This is a genomic window from Variovorax sp. VNK109, assembly GCF_049445855.1.
GTDB lineage: Bacteria > Pseudomonadota > Gammaproteobacteria > Burkholderiales > Burkholderiaceae_C > JAGOCV01.
This window is the reverse complement of record NZ_JBMSDV010000001.1, coordinates 1179158-1199536: the sequence shown is the minus strand read 5'-3', so window position 1 is coordinate 1199536 and position 20379 is coordinate 1179158. Positions and strand designations below refer to the sequence as shown.

Sequence of the window (20379 nt, the reverse complement as noted above, 5' to 3'; positions counted from 1 at the left end):
TGTCCCGCATTCCCTCAGTCCCGCGGAAGCGCGGGTTCGATGGGCGTACGGACCACCTTGGCCACGTCGAACCCGGCTTCGCGAGCGTGCGCCAGAAGCGCCTGCACGCGCGTCTCGGCCGGGCGTGCCTCGCGCGACAGCACCCAGAGGAACTTGCGGTCGGGCGTGCCGACGAGCGCCATCGAATAGTCGGGTTCGAGCCGGAGGATCCAGTAGTCGCCCCAGACGAAAGGCAGCCACGACAGCCAGCCGGGTGCGAAGCGCACCTCCAGCCGGCCCGCATCGGGCTTGCCTGCCACCGGCACCGTGCGGGCTTCACCCAATGCCTCTTCCACTTCGCCAGGCGCGCGGGCGCAGCGGTTGAGGACGTCGACGCGTCCATCGGCACGCAGGCTGTACCGTGCGGACACCTGGCCGGCGCATTTCTCCTGGAACCGGTTGGGCAAGCGGGCCTGCTCGTACCAGAGCCCCATGTAGCGCTGGATCTCGATGGGGGCCACCACCTCCAGCGGGTGGCCCGCGCCCGAGGCCATCGGCGCACTTGCCGGCGCGCCGATGCCGGTGGATGCCGGTTGCGCGGGTGCCGACTGCGCCGAGGCGGGCAGGGCCGGCATCGCCAGGACCAGGGCGGCCAGCAGCGCCGTGGCTTTACGAGAAGTAAGCGGTGTACGCATGGCGTGAGTGTGCCGCAGGTGTTTCATATCCGCCATCGGATAATGCCTACATGAACCAACTCGACGCACTCAAGCAGTTCACCACCGTCGTGGCCGACACCGGCGACTTCCACCAGCTGGCGCAATTCAAGCCGCAGGATGCGACGACCAACCCCTCCCTCATCCTCAAGGCCGTGCAGAAGGCCGAGTACCAGCCGCTGCTGAAGGAGACGGTCACGCGCTTCAAGGACCGGCAGCTCGACGAGATCATGGACCGGCTGCTCGTGCGCTTCGGCAGCGAAATCCTCTCCATCATTCCCGGGCGCGTCTCTACCGAGGTCGATGCACGCCTGAGCTTCGATACGAGCGCCACCGTCACGCGGGCCGAGCGCATCATCGAGCTCTACCAGGCCGAAGGCATCCACATCGACCGCGTGCTGATCAAGATCGCTGCGACGTGGGAGGGCATCCAGGCCGCCGGGCAACTGGAGCGCCGCGGAATCCACACCAACCTCACGCTGCTTTTCTCGTTCTGTCAGGCGGTGGCCTGCGGGCAGGAGAAGGTGCAACTCATCTCGCCCTTCGTCGGCCGCATCTACGACTGGTACAAGAAGTCCGAAGGGGCCAGGTGGGACGAAGCCGCGCGTGCCGGTGTGAACGATCCTGGCGTGCAGTCGGTCCGGCAGATATTCAACCACTACAAGCACTTCGGCATCGCGACCGAAGTCATGGGGGCGAGCTTCCGCAACGTCGGCCAGATCGTCGCGCTTGCAGGTTCAGACCTGCTCACGATCAGTCCCGACCTGCTGGCGCAACTGGCCGCAGCCGACGCGCCGGTGGTGCGTGCGCTCGATGCCGAAGCCGCGAAGAAGATGAACCTCGACGCCGTGAACTACGACGAGGCCGGTTTCCGCTATGCGCTGAACGAGGATGCCATGGCCACCGAGAAGCTGGCCGAGGGCATCCGCGCCTTCGCAGCCGATGCGGTCAAGCTCGAGCAGCTGATGCTGGCGGCCTGAGGAGTGGCCATGAAGCAGAACCGTTGTGACCAGACGCCCGCCTGGAAGGCGCTTGCCGATCACTATCTCGACAAGGGCCGGAGCTTCGATGCACGTGACGCCCTGTCCGGCGACGCAGGCCGCTTCACCGCGCTGAGCCAGCAGGCACCGCATGTCTTTGCCGACTTGTCGAAGAACCTGATCGACGGTGCGACGGAGCAATTGCTGCAGGACCTGGCTTCGCAGACGGGCGTGCTCGCGCACCGCGATGCCATGTTTGCGGGCGCGAAGATCAACAGCACCGAGGACCGCGCGGTGATGCACTTCCTGCTGCGCGAGCCGAAGGGCGTTCCGGGCGGCACGCTGCGTGCCGAGCGCGCCGCCGTGCACGAGACGCTGGATCGCATGCTCGCCTACGCCGAAGCCGAGCGCGCCGACGATGCCATCACCGACGTCGTGAACATCGGCATCGGTGGCTCGGACCTCGGGCCGCAGATGGTGACGATCGCACTCGACGCCTTTGCCACGCCGAAGAAGCGCTTCCACTTCGTGTCGAACGTCGACGGCCATGAACTGGCGGGCGTGCTGCGGCACCTGAAGCCGCAGAGCACGCTGTTCCTCATTGCCTCGAAAACCTTCACGACCATCGAGACGATGACGAACGCGCAGTCGGCACGGCAGTGGTTCGAATCGCAGGGCGGCACAGACGTGGCGCGTCACTTCGCGGCGCTCACCACCAACGTCGAGGCCGCGTCGAAGTTCGGAATCTCCACCACCTTCGGGTTCTGGGACTGGGTGGGTGGACGCTATTCGCTGTGGTCGGCCATCGGGTTGCCGATCGCCATCGCCATCGGCGCAGACGGCTTCCGTGAACTGCTGGCCGGCGCGCATGCGATGGATGAGCACTTCCGCACCGCGCCGCCGGAACAGAACCTTCCTCTTCGCCTTGGCTTGCTGGACGTCTGGTACCGCAACTTCCACGGCTTCACGAGCCGCAGTGTGGCGCCGTACCACAGCGCGCTGCGACGCTTCCCCGCATACCTGCAACAGCTGGAGATGGAGAGCAACGGCAAGCGCGTCGACCTCGACGGCAAGGCGCTGGCTTTCGGCACGTCGCCGGTGGTCTGGGGTGAGCCCGGTACGAACGGCCAGCACGCGTATTTCCAGATGCTGCACCAGGGCACCGACGTTGTACCGCTCGAATTCATCGCCGTGCGCGACGCGGCCCATGACCTGCAGGGACATCACGCCAAGCTGCTGGCCAATGCCCTGGCGCAAGCGCAAGCCCTGCTGCAAGGCAAGGCTGATGCCGGCGGGCACAGGCATTTCCCCGGCAACCGGCCCAGCACCTTCTTCGTGCTCGACAGACTCGACGCCGCTTCGCTGGGCGCGCTGATCGCGCTTTACGAGCACCGCGTGTTCGTGAGCGGTGCGGTCTGGGGTATCAACAGCTTCGACCAGTGGGGTGTGGAACTCGGCAAGGTGCTGGCCAAGGACATCGAGCCGCGACTTGCCAGCGGCGATGCCTCGAACCTCGATGCGTCCACCGCCGGTCTGCTCGCCCGGCTGCGCGCCTGATCACACGCCCCCCGATTGCGCACACATGAACATCGTCTTCGACTTCGGCGCCGTGCTTCTGACCTGGCAACCGGTCGCGCTCGTGCAACGGCACTTTCCCCATCTCACACCCACGGCGCAGGCCGCGCATGACCTGGCGCGCGCCATGTTCCATCATGAAGACTGGGCTGGCTTCGACCGTGGCACGCATGAGCTGGACGACGTGGTTGCCAGCATGTCGTCGCGCCTGTCGCTGCCGGGTGACGCACTGCAGGAATTCCTCAAGCCGATCGGCGAGCGGCTGTTGCCCATCGAGGAAACGGTGACCCTGCTGCAGCAATTGCGGGAGCGCCGCGACAGCGCGGGTGACGTGAAGCTCTACTACCTGTCCAACATGCCCGCGCCGTATGCGCGTGTGCTGGAAGAACGGCACGAGTTCGTGTCCTGGTTCGACGGCGGCATCTTCTCGGGCGATGTGAAGCTCGCCAAGCCGCAGCGTGAAATCTACGAGCTGCTTGCGAGCCGCCATGCACTGGCGCCGGCGCAAACCGTGTTCATCGACGACTTGCAGGCCAATGTGGACGCCGCGCGTGAAGTCGGCTGGCAGGCCATTCACTGCACGCAGACCAAGGCGCTGGCTGCACAGCTGCAGCCCCTGCTGCCGCAGGCGCGATAGGCACAGCGCACGCGCCAAAGAAAAAACCCGCGAAGCGTGAGCCTCGCGGGTTTTTTCATGCATGAAGCGGCGCTTTCACGCCGCCTGCGTGCCGGGCAATTACATGCCCATGCCACCCATGCCGCCCATGTCGGGCATTGCGGGAGCCGGCGCGTCGTCCTTCGGGGCTTCGGCAACCATGGCTTCGGTCGTCAGCAGCAGCGAAGCCACGGAAGCGGCGTTCTGCAGCGCGGTACGCGTCACCTTGGTCGGGTCCAGGATACCCATTTCGATCATGTCGCCATAGGTGTCGTTGGCGGCGTTGAAGCCGTAGTTGCCCTTACCACCCAGCACGGCGTTGACCACCACGCTCGGCTCGCCGCCGGCGTTGTAGACGATCTCGCGCAGCGGCGCTTCGATGGCCTTCAGGATCAGCTTGACGCCGGCGTCCTGGTCGGGGTTGTCGCCCTTGATCTCACCGGCAGCCTGGCGTGCGCGCAGCAGAGCCACACCGCCGCCGGCCACGATGCCTTCTTCAACGGCAGCGCGGGTGGCGTGCAGCGCGTCTTCCACGCGTGCCTTCTTTTCCTTCATTTCGACTTCGGTGGCAGCGCCGACCTTGATCACGGCAACACCGCCGGCCAGCTTGGCCACGCGCTCTTGCAGCTTCTCACGGTCGTAGTCGCTGGTCGCTTCCTCGATCTGCACGCGCACTTGCTTGACGCGGGCTTCGATGTCGGCAGCAGCACCGGCGCCGTCGATGATGGTGGTGTTTTCCTTGCCCACTTCGATGGTCTTGGCCTGGCCCAGGTCAGCCAGCGTGACCTTCTCGAGCGTCAGGCCGACTTCTTCGGCGATCACCTTGCCGCCCGTCAGGATGGCGATGTCTTCCAGCATGGCCTTGCGGCGGTCGCCGAAGCCAGGAGCCTTCACAGCCACGACCTTCAGGATGCCGCGGATGGTGTTGACCACCAGGGTCGCCAGCGCTTCGCCTTCAACTTCTTCGGCGATGATCAGCAGCGGACGGCCGGCCTTGGCCACCTGCTCCAGCGTGGGCAGCAGGTCACGGATGTTGCTGATCTTCTTGTCGAACAGCAGCACGAACGGGTTGTCCAGGATCGCGGCTTGCTTTTCCGGGTTGTTGATGAAGTAGGGCGACAGGTAGCCACGGTCGAACTGCATGCCTTCGACGACGTCGAGTTCGTTGTCCAGCGACTTGCCGTCTTCCACGGTGATCACGCCTTCCTTGCCGACCTTGTCCATCGCGTCAGCGATGATCTTGCCGATGGATTCGTCGCTGTTGGCCGAGATGGAGCCGACTTGCGCGATTTCCTTGGAGGTGGTGGTGGCCTTGGAAGCCTTCTTCAGTTCGGCGACCAGGGCTGCGACAGCCTTGTCGATGCCGCGCTTGAGGTCCATCGGGTTCAGGCCGGCGGCCACGTACTTGGAGCCTTCGCGCACGATGGCTTGTGCCAGCACGGTCGCGGTGGTGGTGCCGTCACCGGCGTTGTCGGAGGTCTTGGAAGCCACTTCCTTCACGAGCTGGGCGCCCATGTTCTGCAGCTTGTCCTTGAGTTCGATTTCCTTGGCCACGGACACACCGTCCTTGGTCACGGTGGGGGCGCCGAACGAACGCTCGAGCACCACGTTGCGGCCCTTGGGGCCCAGGGTCACCTTGACGGCGTTGGCCAGGATGTTCACACCCTCGACCATGCGTGCACGGGCTTCGCCGCCGAAGACTACGTCTTTTGCTGCCATGTTGAATTACTCCAGAGAATCAGTTGAATGGATGGATGGATGAGGCGGGCGGGCTTACTTTTCGACGACGGCGAAAAGGTCCTCTTCCTTCATGACCAGCAGTTCGTCGCCATCGACCTTGACGGTCTGGCCGCTGTACTTGCCGAACAGGACGCGGTCACCGATCTTCACGCTCAACGCCTTGGTCTCACCCTTGTCGTTCGTCTTGCCGGGGCCGACGGCCAGGATTTCGCCCTGGTCCGGCTTTTCGGCGGCGTTGTCGGGAATCACGATGCCAGAAGCGGTCTTGGTTTCATTTTCCAGACGCTTGACGATCACGCGATCGGCGAGAGGGCGAAGTTTCATTGCATCTCCTTGAATTCGAAGCAAAGGGTTGGGATAAGGAAAGGCGCCGACTTCCACGAAAGTTAGCGCCTGTTAACTTTGGAGGGGTGACGGCCTGAAAGGCCTGTTAGCACTCAACTCCAGCGAGTGCTAATCATAAGGGCATTTATTGGCTTTGCAAGGGTGGTCCGGCGACTTTGGCGGCAGACGGTGTTGCGCCGGCACAGCAAGTTGCTCCGCTGGCAGGCGATGCGACGGGGACCCTGGGCGAACCATATGTAACATCCGTGGCAATGCCTTCTGTCTCTGATTCAACGACCCGCTTGGCGACTGAACTGGCCACAGTACCGGCACCCGTCCGCCTCACCATCGGTTTCGCCAATCTGGTGGGGACCGAGCTGGATGCCCTCGTGTCAGAGGACGTGGCAGTACTGGCGCCCCTGTTCGCACAGTCCCGGGTCGTCCCTGCCCCACAGTTGCCCGGCGCGGACATCCTGTTTGTCTACGCCCAGCTGGATGCCGACGGGAGCATCGTGGGGGCGACCCGCACGGGCATCCGGCAGGTGGCCCAGCTTGCGAATGCAGCCATCGTGGTTCTTGCCTCACCCAACACCGCCGCCAGCATCAAGAATGCGGCGAGCCTGTCCGGACCGAAAACGGCCAACATCGTCTTCACGCTCGACCGCAACGGGCCGGACTTCGGCAAATTCTTCTGCGACCTGTTCGGGAAGATGCGCGATGGGCAGCACATGCTGACGGCGTGGGCGGCGCTCGCCCCGAAAGGCCCGAAAGACAGCCGCCCGTCTGCCTCCCGGATGATCCTGCTGGCGGAAGGCGGCAAGATCGCGTTTCCGCGCCAGGTGCAGCTTCGTCAAGGCATGCCACGCGGCAGTTGCTAGGATGTCGCCTGCTGCAGCTTCCCGCAACGACCCATTTCATGACGACCATCCGAATCACCCCCTCCATTTCCTGCGGCAACGAACTGCCATTTGTGCTGTTCGGCGGCATGAACGTGCTCGAATCGCGTGACCTCGCGCTGCGAGTGTGCGAACACTACGTGCAGGTCACGCAGCGCCTGGGGATTCCCTACGTGTTCAAGGCCAGCTTCGACAAGGCGAACCGGTCCTCCATCCACTCCTATCGCGGCCCCGGGCTGGATGAGGGTCTGGAGATCCTGCGGGCGGTGAAGGAGCGCTTCGGCGTCCCGGTCATCACCGACATCCACGAGCCGTGGCAGGCCCAGCCTGTGGGAGAGGTCGCCGACGTGCTGCAGCTACCGGCGTTTCTGGCGCGCCAGACGGACCTGGTGGTGGCCATGGCCAAGACCGGCCGCGTCGTCAACATCAAGAAGCCGCAGTTCCTGAGCCCTTCCCAGGTCGCGCACATCGTCGAGAAATTCCGCGAAGCCGGCAACGACCAGGTGTTGCTGTGCGAACGTGGCGCGAGCTTCGGCTACGACAACCTGGTGGTGGACATGCTGGGGTTCGGCGTCATGAAGAAGACGACCGGCAACCTGCCCATCATCTTCGACGTGACGCATGCATTGCAGCAACGCGATGCCGGCGGCGCCGCTTCGGGCGGGCGCCGTCAGCAGGTGGTGGACCTCGCCCGCGCCGGCATGGCTGTGGGCATCGGCGGCCTCTTCCTCGAAGCGCATCCGGACCCGGACAAGGCCAGGTGCGATGGCCCCAGCGCGCTGCCGCTGGACAAGCTCGAGCCCTTCCTGCGGCAGGTCAAGGCGGTCGACGACCTGGTGAAGTCGTTCGAGCCGCTCGAGATCCGCTGACCCCGCGAGCCGCTGCCAGATCAGGCGGCCTGTCTCTGGACCACGCCCAGCAGATGCGACAGCCGTTCGGTGTCCGTCGCCAGCCTGGCGCTGGGGGCGCTGTGCACCACCGTGCCGCGTTCCAGCACGATGGCCTGGTCGGTCATCGACAGCGCGAGCACCGGGTGCTGCTCGACCACGATGGAGGGCAGACCTTCCTCCTGCCCCAGGCGACGGACTGCGCGGCTCAGTTCCTCGACGACGATGGGCGCGAGGCCTTCCATCGGTTCGTCGAGCAGCAGCAGCGCCGGGTTGGTCATCAGCGCGCGGCCGATGGCCAGCATCTGCTGTTCGCCGCCCGACAGCTGGTTGCCGTAGTTGCCGCGGCGTTCCTTCAGGCGGGGAAAGAGCTCGTACACGCGGGCCAGCCCCCAATGCCCGGGCCGTGCGACGACGCCCAGGTTTTCTTCGACGGTGAGTGAGGGGAAAACCTCACGCTCCTGTGGCACCCAGCCCAGGCCGGCGCGCACCCGCTGGTGCGGAAGCAGGCGCGTGATGTCCACGCCGCGCCAGCGGATCGTCCCCTGCTTCACGCGCGTGTTGCCCATGAGCGTTTCGAGCAGGGTGGTCTTGCCGACGCCGTTGCGTCCGAGGACGGCCAGGCTCTGGCCTTCAGCAATGGAAAAACTCAGCTTGTGCAGCACGACGGCGTCGCCGTAGCCGGCGACGACCTGGTCGAAGGCGAGCAGTTCAGACATGCGTGCTCCCCAGATAAACCTCGCGCACGCGCGGGTCGTCGCCGATCTCGGCCGGCGTGCCTTCGGTCAGCAATTCACCGGCCACCAGCACGGAGATGCGGCGCGCGAAGCGGAAGACGAGGTTCATGTCGTGTTCGATGAAGAGGATGCTCATGTCCGCGGGCAGCGCGTCGATCACCTCGAAGAGTTCGCCGCTTTCGTCTTCGGGCACGCCGGCGGCAGGTTCGTCGAGCAGCAGCACGCGCGGCTTCGCGGCCAGCGCGAGCGCGATTTCCAGCAGGCGCTGCTTGCCGTACGCGAGTTCGGCCACGGGCGTGTGCGCGAGCGCGGACAGTTTGAGGCGGGCCAGCAGCCCGCGCGCTTCGTCGTATGCGGCAGAGTCCGTGCGCAGCGGCTTCCACCAGGTACGCGCAGTTTGCTCCCGCTCGCAGATCGCCAGCACGACCGATTCGAGCGGGGTGAGGCGCGGGAACAGCGTGTTGATCTGGAAGGTGCGGGCCAGTCCCATGCGCGCCCGCTGGTCGGCACTGTGGTCCGTGATGTCCTGGCCACCCAGCGCGATGCTGCCGCTGCCCGGGCGATAGATGCCGGTGAGCAGGTTGATCAGTGTGGTCTTGCCGGCGCCGTTGGGGCCGATCAGCGCGTGGCGCGCGCCGACCGGAAGGGTCAGGCTCACGTCGTGCACGGCCCGGAATGCACCGAAGCGGATGCCGAGTGCATCGGTCCTGAGGGCGATGAGATCGTCGGCGGGGCTCATGCGTTCTCCTTGCGGATGCGGACCACGCGCGCGAGCAGGCCCATGAGGCCACCGCGTGCCAGCAGCACCGACGCGATGAGGAAGATGCCCAGCCAGAACATCCAGTACTGCGGGTTCAGATCGGCGAAGCCGTCGTGCACCAGCATGTAGACGATGGCGCCGATGAGGCCGCCATAGACACGTCCCGTGCCGCCGAGCACCAGGATGATCAGGATTTCTGCAGACCGGTTGAAGCCGATCGACTCGATGCCGACAAACTGCGTCGTCTGTGCCAGCAATGCGCCCGCGAGCCCGGCGAGCGCGGCAGAAAATGCGTAGGCCATGCGCAAACGTGCATCGACTGGCGAGCCGATGGCCAGCATGCGCTTGCGGCTGTCGTGGATGCCGCGCAGCGCCAGGCCGAACGGCGAAGCAAGCAGCACACGCACGCCGATGAATGCAGTGAGCACGACGACATAGGCATGGATGAAAGCGGTGCGGCCGAAAAAGTCGAACTCGAACCGGCCGAGCAAGGGCTTCATCTCGATGCCCTGCAGACCATCGGAGCCGCCGGTGTAGCCAGAGAGGCGGTTGGCCAGTTCGGCCAGCAGCACGCAGACGCCGATGGTGATCATGAGCCGCGCAAGGTCGGTGCCGCGCACCACCAGATAGCTCAGCAGGTAGCCGAGTACCCAGGTGACGACGATGGCGAACAGCAGCCCGCTGAATGCTTCGTTCCAGCCGTGCTTGGCCAGAAGGCCGGCGGCGTACGCACCCGCGCCGAAGAAGGCCGCATGGCCGACGGTGAGGATGCCCGCATACCCGAGCGCGAGGTCCAGGGACACGGCGAACAGGCCGAAGATCAGGATCTGGCTCATCAGCGTGAGCCGGTCAGGCACGAGGAACAGGCAGGACGCGAGCGCGAGCCAGAACACCGCTTCGGCGGCGCGGGCGGCCACCGGTGGAATGGAGAGGGTCTTCATTGCAGGAGGTCCGTGTTCACGCCAGGCCCTTGCGCGGGATGAGTCCGTTGGGCCGCAGCAGCAGGCTCAGCACCATGAACACATAGACGAGGAAGGCGCCGGCTTCCGGCAGGTAGTACTTGCCTGCAACGTCGACGACGCCCACTACCAGCGCGGCGACGAGCGGACCGGTGATGGTGCCCGCACCCCCGACGCACACGACGATGAGGAAGTAGATCATGTACTTCAGCGGAAAACTCGGTTCCAGCCCGAGCATGCCGAGGCTCAGTGCGCCGCCAAGGCCCGCAAGGCCGCAGCCGAGTGCGAACGTCATGAGGAACAGCTTCTGCACGTGGATGCCGGTGCCGGCCGCCACGCGCCGGTTGTCGACCGAGGCGCGCACCATCGCGCCGAAGCGCGTGCGCGCCAGCGCAAGTATCAGCGCTGCATAGATGAGCAGGCCGCAGACGATGAGGAAAAGGCGGTAGCGACCCACTTCAAGGCCCAGCAACGAGACGCGTCCATCGAGCCACGAGGGCAGTATGAACGGCTGGATGCTGGGGCCGAAGAAGTAGGTCGTTACCGCGATCGAGACGAAGACGATGCCGATGGAAAGAAGCACCTGGTCGAGCGGATGCGCACGGTAGAGCCGCCGGTACAGCGTGACTTCGAGCAGCGCGCCGAGCACGGCTGCGGCCACGAAGGCCGCAGCCATCGCAGTGCCGAACCCGAAACCCCAGCGATTCATCGCCACGGCAGCGGCATAACCGCCGGCCATGGCGAACGTGCCATGTGCGAGGTTGACGAAATTCATCAGGCCCATCGTGACCGACAGGCCCACGCCGATGAGGAACAGCAGCATGCCGTAGGCCATGCCGTCGAACAGGACGATTCCCATGCGCGACCCGTCTTCAGTTGGTTTCTTTGGCCGGGTCCTTGACGCGTTCGAACTTGTCGAACTCGACGTTCACCAGCTGGCCGCCCACCTTCTCGACCTTGCGGATGTAGACGGTCTGCACGATGTCGCGCGTGGCCGCGTCGATCTCGATCGGGCCGCGCGGGCTTTCGAACTTCAGGCCCTTGAGCGCTTCCATCATCTTCTCGCCGCTGGCGTTGGCACCGGCCTTGACGACAGCGGCTTCGATCGCAGTCATCGCGTCATAGGCCGCGATGGCGAAGTAGCTCGGACGCATCTTGGTGCCGAACTCGGCGACGAAGTCCTTCACGAACTTTTCGTTCTTGGCCGACTTGTGTGCGTACGAGTAGTGGTGGCTGGTGACGAGGCCGAGTGCGACGTCACCGGTGGCCTGCAGGTAGGAGTCATCCGTCGCTTCGCCGGTGGCGAACAGCTTGATGCCGGCTTCTTCCATGCCGCGCTCCTTCCACACCTTGAGGAAGGCCGGCGGCATCACGCCCGAGGGAAAGAAGAAGAACACGGATTGCGGCTTCGCGTCCTTGATGCGTTGCACATAGGCCGAGAAGTCGGGGTTGGCCATGGGCGTGCGCAGCTTGCCCACGATCTTGCCGCCGCCCGCGGTAAAGGCCTTCTCGAACGCGGTGTCGGCATCGGTGCCCGACGCGTAGTCGGCCACGACGGTGTAGGCCTCCTTGATGCCTTGCTTCAGCATGTATTGCGCCATCGGTGCGGATACCTGCTGCACGGTGAACGACACACGTGCCACGAACGGCGAATTGGTCGTGATGGCCGACGACGATGCGTTCATCACCACGGTGGGGATCTTTGCTTGCGCGGCGATCGCGCCGACGGCGTAGGCGTTGGGACTGAAGTCCAGGCCCGTGAGCACGCTCACCTTGTCGCGCACGATCAGTTCCTGCGCGATGCGCTTGGCGGCATCGGGTGCGGGGCCTGCGGTGTCCTTGTTGATCACCTCGACGTCGCGACCGGCGATCTTGCCGCCGCGTTCCTTCAGGAACAGCTTCACGCCTGCGTCGAACTGCGCGCCGTAGTCGGCATAGGGGCCTGAGAAGGTGCCGATGAGGCCGATCTTCAGCGGGTCGGCAGCGTGCGCGGGCACGAGGGCCGTGAGGCCCGCAGCCATCAGCGTCGCGAGCATGGTCTTGCGTGTGAGATTCATGATGTACAGCTCCGGAGATCGCGCGGATGTGCGCGTGAAAAAAGAGATGGGATGCGAAGGGAAGAAAAAGAAAAAAGTGCCGTTCGGTGCGGCGGAAAAGTTTTGCAAGTTCTGCGCCATTGATGTGGATCAGTGCGCGCATCGACAGGTTTGTGTCAGTGCCTTGCAAAGCGTCGCATGCACACGTGCATGTGGTGTACGCGCATCACCTGCAAGAGGCAAGATGCAAAAGAATGTGCTGGAACCTGCGCGTTGCTTACCGATGGTTGCGTCGAACACATGGCCTGACGGTTGAAGAGGGCCTGACTGGCGAAATGGCTTCACAGGTCGCGAGACTTGTTCCGATTGTCCTGATTCATATGACCCATCCATCCAGAGGAAATCTCATGCAACCCACATCCATCCTGCGTCGTGCGCGCTTCGCCGCTTTGCCTGTCCTTGCGGCGTGCGCCGTTGTTGCAGCACCTGCTGCACATGCACAAAACATGTCATCCACCTACACGCCGAGCTATGCGAGCAGTGCGAGCAATTGGGCGCCCTGGGGTCCCGGTGGCTACATCGGACTGAACGCGGGCCGCTCGGACTATTCGCTCGGCGGTGGTGACGACAAGGACAACTTCGGCCGTCTGTCACTCGGTGCGATGGTGAACCCGAACTTCGGCTACGAGATCGGCTATGCCGACTTCGGCGACGTGGACCGCGCTGGCGGCAACACCAAGGCCCGTGGCCTGAACTTCAGCCTGGTGGGTCGTGTGCCCCTGGGTGACCGCTTCGGCATCTTCGGCAAACTGGGTACGACCTATGGTCGCAGCACCGTGTCGTCCGCGCCGGGCTCCGGCGTTGCCGCCGGCCGTGAGACCGGATGGGGCGTCGCCTATTCGCTGGGCGCGAGCTTCGACATCACGCAGCAGTGGTCGGTGGTCGCCGAGTGGGAGCGTCACGACATCCGCTTCGCGGGCGTCGGCCGTCAGGACGTCGATGCCACGAGCATCGGCGTGCGCTACCGCTTCTGAGCGTTCGATCCAGGCGGGGGTCGTACCGCGACGGCCTCGATCTCCACCTTCACCGGCGCGATCAATCCGGCAATGACCGTGGACCGCGCCGGTGCCGACTCCGCCGGAAAACGCTCTGCATATGCAGCGTTGAATTCCGGGTAGTCGGCAGCGTCGGTGATCCACACGGTGGTCTTCACCACATCGGCCAGCGTGCAGCCGGCTTCGGCGAGGATGCTCTCGATCATGTCGATGGTCGCGTGCGTCTGGCCCGCCATGTCGGGCGCAGCGGGCTGACCCTTCACCACCGGAACCTGGCCGGCCACGAAGACCAGCCGGTCCCACGCCACGGCGGACGAGATCGGCTGCACATTGCCCGCGCGCACGACCGGCGGGCCGATGCGTTCGATCTTTGTCGATGTGCCCATTGTTCGATGATCAGTCCGGCTTCGCGCCCGAGACCTGCACGATGGTCGTCCACTTCTTGACCTCGGCTTCGATGAACGACTTGAATGCCGCAGGCGTCGTGCCTTCGATGATGAAGCCGCGCGAGCCGAAGTAGTCCGTGATCTCGGGCGACTTGAGCGCCTTGTTCACTTCGGTGCTGAGCTTGGTCATCACGTCGGCCGGTGTGCCGGCGGGTGCGAACAGGCCCTGCCACGACAGCGCCTCGAACTCCGGCAGACCGGCTTCGGCCAGTGTCGGCACATTGGGCAGCATCGGGTGGCGCTTCTTCGACGTCACGGCGAGCGGGCGGACCTTGCCGGCCTCGATCTGTGGCATCAGCACCAGCAGGTCGCCGAACGTGGATTCGATCTGGCCGCCCATCAGGTCGGTCAGCATGCCCGCACTGCCGCGGTAGGGGATGTGCACCATCGACACCTTGGCAGCCTGCTTGTACATCTCGCCGGTCAGGTGCATCGACGTGCCATTGCCGGGCGAGCCGTAGCTCACGGAGCCCGGCTTGGCCTTGGCCAGCGCGAGGAACTCGGCAGCCGTGTTGGCCTTCACCGTGGGGTTCACTGCCAGCACGAGCGGCGAGCTCACCACCATCGAGACGGGCGAGAAATCCTTCACCACGTCATACGGCAGCTTGGGATACAGCGCCTGCGAGATTGCATTGCTGCCGGTCACGCCCATGAGCAGCGTGTAGCCATCGGCGGGCGACTTCGCCACATAGTCGGCACCGACGGTGCCACCGGCACCTGCGCGGTTTTCGACGACGACGGGCTGGCCCCAGGCGGCCGCGAGTTTTTCGCCGATGCGGCGCGCCAGCAGGTCGGTGCTGCCGCCGGGCGGGAAGGGCACGACGATGCGGATCGGCTTGGTGGGGAAAGCCTGCGCCTGCGCCGCAACCGGCGCGAACGTCGCGACGGCGACGGCCGCCACGCCGGCTGCGAGGGTGGCCCGGCGGGTGAACTTGTTCAGGGAGGAGAGGGGTTGTTTCATGGTCAGGGGCTCCAGGAGAAGGTGAGGCACGATGGCGTGCAGGGCGACGTACAACGCGCCGCGCAATGCGACGCACGCCAGGAAGCAGCGCACGACTTCACGCTGCGGCTCATGCGGGTGTCTCCACGCCGGCGGTGGAACCCCACCCACCGGCACCCGCGGTTTCGATGACCAGGCGGTCGCCCGCCTGCCATTGCACCCGCGCCTTGGCGGGCAGGTGTTCGATCTGGCCATTGGCACGTTCGATACGTGCTGCGGCACAAGTTCCCGGCAAGCCGCCGGCCGCACCCTGGGGTGCGATGCCGTGCCGCTCGCCGCGATAGGAAATGCTTCCGTTGCCCTCGAGCAGGCGATAGCTGCGCACCACGCCGTCGCCGCCGCGGTGACGGCCTGCGCCGCCCGAGTTCGCGCGGAGTGCCACGCGCTCCACGCGGATCGGCGCTTGCGCCTCGACGGCTTCGGCGGGGGTGTTGCGTGCGTTGCCCACGTCGGTGGACACGCCGCTGCCGCCTGCGCCCCACGGCGCACCACCGGCGGCAGACGCGATGATTTCGGTGAACAGCCACGGCTTGTTGTCGCCCACCGATCCACCGAGCGAGAGCACGACGACTTCCGCCGCGTTCGGGGCAGGCATGTGTGCAGGCAACGCACGCGCCCACGCACCCAGGAACGCGTTGGCCAGCAGCTTGACGAGGTTGGTCCGCGCGTTGACCGCCGCAGGGAAGGTGGGGTCGACGATGGTGCCCGGGCGCGTGACGAGTGTGATCGGCGCGGTGCAACCGTCGTTGCTGGCGGCCTGCGGCGCGAGCATGCGCGCGAAGTAGGTGACGGCGGCCCACACGGCGCCGCGCGACGCATTCATCGGCCCCCGGGTCTGTGGCGCGCACTCGCTCAGGTCCAGCGTGGCGGAGTCGCCCTGCTTGATGATCCGCACCTTGAGTGGCACGGCGTCCAGCGTCACGCCGTCGCCGTCGAGTGCGTCGCCGAAGACGTATTCGCCATCGGGTGCAGCCTTCAGCGCGGCGCGGGTGGCGGCTTCCGATTGTGCGAGCGCGGCTTCGGCCCCGGAGGCGAAGGCGTCCGCGTCGCGCGCGATGAGTGGCGCGAGCATGCGCGCGCCTTGCTCAAGACACAGCCACTGCGCGCGCAGGTCGCCGGCCAGGTTGTCGGGCATGCGGCTGTTGGCGCACAGCATGCGCATCACGCGCGGATGCGCCTCACCCGCGCGGTACAGCTGGATCGGCGGAATGCGCAGGCCTTCCTGCAGGATGTCCGTGGCATTGGTCGGCACCGAGCCTGGTGCGATGCCGCCCACGTCCTGGTGATGCAGGACGCACGCGACGAGTGCGACCACCTTCTCGCCCACGCGCACGGGGCGCATGAGCGTGAAGTCCGGCAGGTGTGTGCCGCCGTGCCACGGGTCGTTGACGAGATAGCCGCAGCCGTCGTCCATGGCCGAGATCGGGAACGAGTCCAGCAGGCCTGCCACGGCCGGTGACAGGCTGCCCAGCAGCAAGGGCAGCGTGCGGGCCTGCGCAACCATGCGGCCATCGGGCAGGAAGATCGCGGCCGCGCAGTCCATGGCTTCGCGCACGACGGTGGAGACAGCCTCGTCCACGAGGCGTTGCTGCATCTGGTTGGCGATGTCTTCGAGTTGTTGTGCGAACGCGGAGCGTGATGTCTCTTCCATGGCCGCCACCACCGGCCCGGGCAGTTGAACCCCGAGCGATCCGAGCGTCGCCACGGTGCGCTCGTACTCGCCTGCAACCGGCTTCACCTGGTGCGAGCAGGCAATCCGCGTCAGGGGAAACCGTTGCGCGATGCGTGCCCGCAAGGCCTCTTCATGCGCCGGATTGAGATGCGCGAACAGCAGGCAGATGGCCACGGCGCGTGGCGGACGGGGCAGCGCGGCCAGCGCAGCGAGTGTGCTGTCGATGCCTGCAGCATCGAGCGCCTCGACTTCACGGCCCGTCGCATCGATCCGCCCGCGCACCTCGACACGCCATGCCGGCGGCAGCAGTTCGAGCCAGGGCGACGCCGGTACATGCAGCGCATACGGATCGGCGCGGTTCTGGCGCGCGAGCGTCAGGACATCGGCGAAGCCGTGGGTGCAGATGAGGGCGACGTCGTTCATGGAATTCAGAAGCGCTCGGGACTGAACGGCTTCAGGTCGACCTGCGGCTGACGGCCGGCCACGAGGTGCGCCACTTCGCGACCGGTGGTCGCGCCCATGCACATGCCCATGTGACCATGGCCGAAGGCGAGCCAGGCATTGTCGGCGCGGCGCGTGCGGCCGATCACCGGCAGGCTGTCGGGCATGCAGGGGCGGTGACCCATCCACTGCGTGGTGTCGCTCGTGTCCAGGTGCGGGAAAAGATCCTGGCCCTGGCGCAGCAGGCGCTGGGCGCGGTCGTAGTTCGGCGGCGCCTTGAGGCCCGCGAATTCCACGGTGCCGGCCAGGCGCAGGCCCATGGCCATCGGATTGACCATCAGGTTGTGCTCGACGGCCATGACGGTGTGCTTGAGCTGCAGGTTGGAACTGCGCACGGTGACGTGGTAGCCGCGCTGCGTCTCCAGCGGCACGCGCGTGCCGAGCACTGCAGCCAGTTGCCCCGACCATGCGCCGGCTGCGATGACGACACCGTCCACCGGCGTGGCCTGTCCATCGGCTGTCTTCACGCCGGTGACCTGTCCGCCCTGCTGCTCGAAGCCGGTGACGGCCTGGCGGACGGAGCGGGCGCCACGCGCAACGCTGTGGGCATGCAGCGCCTTCACCAGCGCCGACGGGTCCGAGGTGGAGCCGTTCTCCGGCGCGAGGATGCCGAAGCGGAACTTGCCCTTGAGGTCGGGCTCCAGCGATTCGAGCTCTTCCTGCCCGATGTCGATCATGTTCACGCCGAGCGAGCGGCGCAGGTTCATGCCCCACGCCCATTGCGCCGCAGTCTCGCGCGACGAATAGACATACAGACAACCCGAGCGGCGCACCAGATGCGTGGCGCCGGCGTCGCCGATCAGCGGGTCGTAGCAGTCGAAGATGGGTTCGAGCAGGCTGCGCAGCGCGGTGGCGATGCGCGTGACCTCTTCGCGCGTGGAGTGCCGCAGCATGCTAAGCAGCCAGGGCACCACGGCCGGCGCATACGCCCAGCGGACGGTGAGCGGCCCCAGCGGATCGAGCAGCCATCTGGGCACGCGCTTCCACATGCCGGGCATGCCCACGGGCAGGCAGGCGCTGGGCGAGAGCGAACCGGCATTGCCGAACGAGCAGGCTTCGCCGGGCTCGCGCGGGTCGAAGAAGGTGATCTGGTGGCCGTCGCGCTGCAGCCATGCGGCAGTGCAGGTTCCGACGATGCCAGTCCCGATGACGGCGATATGCATCCGGGGCATTCTGTCGGCGATCGATATATCAGGCAAACAGATTCTTTTTATACTTGGATCAATAAATTTGATTCGTAGCCGTGCTTGGCAACCAGATTGGTGCATCCATGAACATCACCCTCCGCCAGATGCGCGCTTTCTCCACCGTGGCGCGCGCCGGCAGCTTCACCGCTGCGGCCCGGCAGCTCAGCCTGACGCAGTCGGCTGTGAGCATGCTGGTGCAGCAACTCGAGGAGGAAGTCGGGCTGCGGCTGTTCGACCGCTCGCGCAACTCGGTCACGCTGACCGAATCCGGGCAGCAACTGCTGCCGCTGGCGCGCCGCATGCTCGACGACCTGCGGCAGATGGAAGAGGGGGCGAGTGACCTGCGTACGTTGCGCAGCGGCCTGCTGCGTGTCGTCGCGCCGCAGTTGCTGGCCTGCACCTGGATGGCCGGCGTGCTGGCGCAGTTCGACACGAAGTTCCCGGACGTCGGCCTGCGGGTGCTCGACGGCACGGCCGACGACATCGTCCCCGCGGTGCGTCGCGGGGACGCCGAGATCGGCTTCGGCCCCGAGCGTCCCACGGGGGAGGATGTGACGCGCACCTTTCTCATGAACATGCCGATGCGCCTGGCCTGCGCGGCATCGCATCCGCTGGCCAATCGGACGGCGGTGTCGTGGAGCGATTTGCGTGGCGAGCGATGGGTGATCTATTCCAGCGACTTCAACCGCTATCTGGAGCAACTGCTGCACGACTACGACGCATCGCTGTCGATCCAGACGGTCACTGAAGTCGGCTACCTCACCACCGCGCTGGCACTGGTCGGTGCGGGGCTGGGTGTCGCAGCCGTGCCCGACTATGCGTACAGCTTCGCGGGCAACTTCAACCTGCGCTTCGTGCCGCTGCGCGCACCGGCCATCGAGCGTGAGTTCTTCGTCTACCAGCGCCGGGGCATGGCGCTGTCACCGGCGGCAGACGCCTTCACGCAACTGATGAAACAGAGCGCCAGAAAAGGAACGGCCGAGGTGGCCGCCGACATCGGCACCACCCCGGCCGGAAACTGAAGATCGATTACTTCAGGCCAGCTGCTGCGCGCAGCGCAGCCGCTTTGTCCGTGCGTTCCCAGGTGAACTCGGGCTCTTCGCGGCCGAAGTGACCGTAGGCCGCCGTCTTGCTGTAGATCGGGCGCAGCAGGTCGAGCATCTGGATGATGCCCTTGGGGCGCAGGTCGAAGAGATCATTCACCAGCGCGGCGATCTTCTCGTCGGAAATCACGCCCGTGCCCTCGGTGTACACCGTCACGTTCATCGGCTTGGCCACGCCGATGGCGTAGGCCACCTGGATCTGGCACTGCTTGGCCAGACCGGCGGCCACGATGTTCTTGGCCACGTAGCGCGCCGCATAGGCTGCCGAGCGGTCCACCTTGGACGGGTCCTTGCCCGAGAACGCGCCGCCGCCATGCGGGCACGCGCCGCCGTAGGTGTCCACGATGATCTTGCGGCCGGTCAGGCCGCAGTCGCCTTGCGGGCCGCCGATGACGAAGCGGCCGGTCGGGTTGATGAGGTAACGCGTGTCCTTGATCCATTCCTTGGGCAGAACCGGCTTGATGATCTCCTCGATGATGGCTTCGTTGAACGAGGCCTTCATCTTGGTAGGCGTCTCGCTCTGGTCGGGGCTGTGCTGCGTCGACAGCACCACGGTGTCGATACTGTGCGGCTTGCCGTCGACATAACGCATGGTGACCTGCGACTTCGCGTCGGGGCGCAGGAACGGCAGGCGGCCGTCCTTGCGCAGTTGGGCCTGGCGTTCCACGAGGCGGTGCGCGTAGTAAATCGGCGCGGGCATCAGCTCGGGCGTTTCGTCGCAGGCGTAGCCGAACATCAGGCCCTGGTCGCCCGCGCCGGTGTTCAGGTGGTCGTCGCTCGCATGGTCCACGCCCTGGGCGATGTCGTTGGACTGCTTGTCGTAGCAGACCATCACGGCGCAGCCCTTGTAGTCGATGCCGTAGTCGGTGTTGTCGTAACCGATGCGCTTGATGGTGTCGCGCGCGACCTGGATGTAGTCGACGTGCGCGTTGGTGGTGATCTCTCCCGCGAGCACGACCAGGCCGGTGTTGGTCAGCGTCTCGGCGGCCACGCGGCTGCGCGGGTCCTGCGCGAAGATTGCGTCGAGGATGGCATCGGAAATCTGGTCGGCCACCTTGTCGGGGTGGCCTTCGGAGACGGATTCCGATGTGAAGAGAAAGTCGTTCGCCATGTGCTTGAGCTCCTTGGGGTGTCTTCGGGCGCGCTGCCCGGACCCCACGGCCTGGCGAACGCT

Annotated in this window: 21 protein-coding genes; 8 read left to right on the top strand and 13 right to left on the bottom strand. The window is 65.7% G+C overall.

What is annotated here, in order from left to right; all coding sequences use genetic code 11:
* Positions 1-14: 14 nt before the first annotated feature.
* The gene (locus tag ACO2Q9_RS05930) at positions 15-674 is read right to left on the bottom strand and encodes a lipocalin family protein (RefSeq protein WP_423309255.1); all 660 of its coding nucleotides are present in this window, start codon (positions 672-674) and stop codon (positions 15-17) included.
* A 50-nt stretch (positions 675-724) separates the two neighbouring features.
* Here ACO2Q9_RS05930 and tal point away from each other — a divergent pair, with 50 nt between their 5' ends.
* Genes tal through ACO2Q9_RS05915 form a run of 3 tightly spaced genes read left to right on the top strand, consistent with a single transcriptional unit; the run spans position 725 to position 3884 of the window.
* Positions 725-1672 (top strand): transaldolase, encoded by a 948-nt coding sequence (gene tal / locus ACO2Q9_RS05925; RefSeq protein WP_423309253.1) that lies wholly within the window; start codon positions 725-727, stop codon positions 1670-1672.
* A gap of 9 nt (positions 1673-1681) precedes the next feature.
* Complete coding sequence (pgi, locus tag ACO2Q9_RS05920; protein WP_423309251.1) at positions 1682-3229, top strand: glucose-6-phosphate isomerase; 1548 nt, start codon at positions 1682-1684, stop codon at positions 3227-3229.
* Between the two features lie 25 nt (positions 3230-3254).
* Positions 3255-3884, top strand: a complete 630-nt coding sequence (locus ACO2Q9_RS05915) for an HAD family hydrolase (protein WP_423309249.1) — start codon at positions 3255-3257, stop codon at positions 3882-3884.
* A 99-nt stretch (positions 3885-3983) separates the two neighbouring features.
* Here the strand turns inward: ACO2Q9_RS05915 and groL are convergent, their stop codons facing one another.
* The gene (gene groL / locus ACO2Q9_RS05910) at positions 3984-5621 is read right to left on the bottom strand and encodes a chaperonin GroEL (protein ID WP_423309247.1); all 1638 of its coding nucleotides are present in this window, start codon (positions 5619-5621) and stop codon (positions 3984-3986) included.
* A 54-nt stretch (positions 5622-5675) separates the two neighbouring features.
* Positions 5676-5966, bottom strand: coding sequence for a co-chaperone GroES (gene groES / locus ACO2Q9_RS05905; RefSeq protein ID WP_423309245.1), 291 nt, complete (start codon positions 5964-5966; stop codon positions 5676-5678).
* 302 nt (positions 5967-6268) lie between these two features.
* Here groES and ACO2Q9_RS05900 point away from each other — a divergent pair, with 302 nt between their 5' ends.
* On the top strand, positions 6269-6844 hold the full coding sequence (locus ACO2Q9_RS05900) for a hypothetical protein (RefSeq protein ID WP_423309243.1): 576 nt from the start codon (positions 6269-6271) through the stop codon (positions 6842-6844).
* 38 nt (positions 6845-6882) lie between these two features.
* The gene (gene kdsA, locus ACO2Q9_RS05895; RefSeq protein WP_423309241.1) at positions 6883-7731 is read left to right on the top strand and encodes a 3-deoxy-8-phosphooctulonate synthase; all 849 of its coding nucleotides are present in this window, start codon (positions 6883-6885) and stop codon (positions 7729-7731) included.
* A gap of 20 nt (positions 7732-7751) precedes the next feature.
* On the opposite strand, the gene ACO2Q9_RS05890 is transcribed toward kdsA, so the two are convergent.
* The 5 genes from ACO2Q9_RS05890 to ACO2Q9_RS05870 are packed head-to-tail and all read right to left on the bottom strand — an operon-like array spanning position 7752 to position 12262.
* Positions 7752-8468 carry an ABC transporter ATP-binding protein gene (locus tag ACO2Q9_RS05890; protein ID WP_423309239.1) on the bottom strand — a complete coding sequence of 239 codons (717 nt, stop codon included), beginning with the start codon at positions 8466-8468 and terminating at the stop codon, positions 7752-7754.
* Complete coding sequence (locus ACO2Q9_RS05885; RefSeq protein ID WP_423309237.1) at positions 8461-9225, bottom strand: ABC transporter ATP-binding protein; 765 nt, start codon at positions 9223-9225, stop codon at positions 8461-8463. Before ACO2Q9_RS05885 ends, ACO2Q9_RS05890 begins: the two co-directional genes overlap by 8 nt.
* On the bottom strand, positions 9222-10187 hold the full coding sequence (locus ACO2Q9_RS05880) for a branched-chain amino acid ABC transporter permease (protein WP_423309235.1): 966 nt from the start codon (positions 10185-10187) through the stop codon (positions 9222-9224). The genes ACO2Q9_RS05885 and ACO2Q9_RS05880 overlap by 4 nt, the downstream gene beginning before the upstream one ends.
* Before the next feature lie 16 nt (positions 10188-10203).
* A complete protein-coding gene (locus ACO2Q9_RS05875) occupies positions 10204-11064 on the bottom strand; it encodes a branched-chain amino acid ABC transporter permease (protein WP_423309233.1) in 861 nt (286 codons plus the stop codon).
* Positions 11065-11077: 13 nt separating this feature from the next.
* On the bottom strand, positions 11078-12262 hold the full coding sequence (locus ACO2Q9_RS05870) for an ABC transporter substrate-binding protein (protein ID WP_423309231.1): 1185 nt from the start codon (positions 12260-12262) through the stop codon (positions 11078-11080).
* Here ACO2Q9_RS05870 and ACO2Q9_RS05865 point away from each other — a divergent pair.
* Both ACO2Q9_RS05865 and ACO2Q9_RS05860 read left to right on the top strand, forming a co-directional pair.
* Complete coding sequence (locus tag ACO2Q9_RS05865; protein ID WP_423309229.1) at positions 12261-12557, top strand: hypothetical protein; 297 nt, start codon at positions 12261-12263, stop codon at positions 12555-12557. The two genes, ACO2Q9_RS05870 and ACO2Q9_RS05865, sit on opposite strands and share 2 nt — an antisense overlap.
* A gap of 91 nt (positions 12558-12648) precedes the next feature.
* Positions 12649-13275 carry a porin family protein gene (locus ACO2Q9_RS05860; protein ID WP_423309227.1) on the top strand — a complete coding sequence of 209 codons (627 nt, stop codon included), beginning with the start codon at positions 12649-12651 and terminating at the stop codon, positions 13273-13275.
* On the opposite strand, the gene ACO2Q9_RS05855 is transcribed toward ACO2Q9_RS05860, so the two are convergent.
* The 4 genes from ACO2Q9_RS05855 to ACO2Q9_RS05840 all read right to left on the bottom strand — a co-directional run bounded on the left by ACO2Q9_RS05855 (position 13263) and on the right by ACO2Q9_RS05840 (position 18078).
* Positions 13263-13682, bottom strand: a complete 420-nt coding sequence (locus tag ACO2Q9_RS05855) for a RidA family protein (RefSeq protein ID WP_423309225.1) — start codon at positions 13680-13682, stop codon at positions 13263-13265. The two genes, ACO2Q9_RS05860 and ACO2Q9_RS05855, sit on opposite strands and share 13 nt — an antisense overlap.
* A 10-nt stretch (positions 13683-13692) precedes the next feature.
* A complete protein-coding gene (locus ACO2Q9_RS05850) occupies positions 13693-14703 on the bottom strand; it encodes a Bug family tripartite tricarboxylate transporter substrate binding protein (RefSeq protein ID WP_423309223.1) in 1011 nt (336 codons plus the stop codon).
* Between the two features lie 109 nt (positions 14704-14812).
* The gene (locus ACO2Q9_RS05845) at positions 14813-16837 is read right to left on the bottom strand and encodes a hydantoinase B/oxoprolinase family protein (protein ID WP_423309221.1); all 2025 of its coding nucleotides are present in this window, start codon (positions 16835-16837) and stop codon (positions 14813-14815) included.
* 5 nt (positions 16838-16842) lie between these two features.
* A complete protein-coding gene (locus ACO2Q9_RS05840; protein ID WP_423309219.1) occupies positions 16843-18078 on the bottom strand; it encodes an NAD(P)/FAD-dependent oxidoreductase in 1236 nt (411 codons plus the stop codon).
* A 107-nt stretch (positions 18079-18185) separates the two neighbouring features.
* On the opposite strand from ACO2Q9_RS05840, the gene ACO2Q9_RS05835 reads away from it, so the two are divergent.
* Complete coding sequence (locus ACO2Q9_RS05835; protein WP_423309217.1) at positions 18186-19124, top strand: LysR family transcriptional regulator; 939 nt, start codon at positions 18186-18188, stop codon at positions 19122-19124.
* Positions 19125-19131: 7 nt separating this feature from the next.
* On the opposite strand, the gene metK is transcribed toward ACO2Q9_RS05835, so the two are convergent.
* Positions 19132-20316 (bottom strand): methionine adenosyltransferase, encoded by a 1185-nt coding sequence (metK, locus tag ACO2Q9_RS05830; RefSeq protein WP_423309215.1) that lies wholly within the window; start codon positions 20314-20316, stop codon positions 19132-19134.
* Positions 20317-20379: the final 63 nt, after the last annotated feature.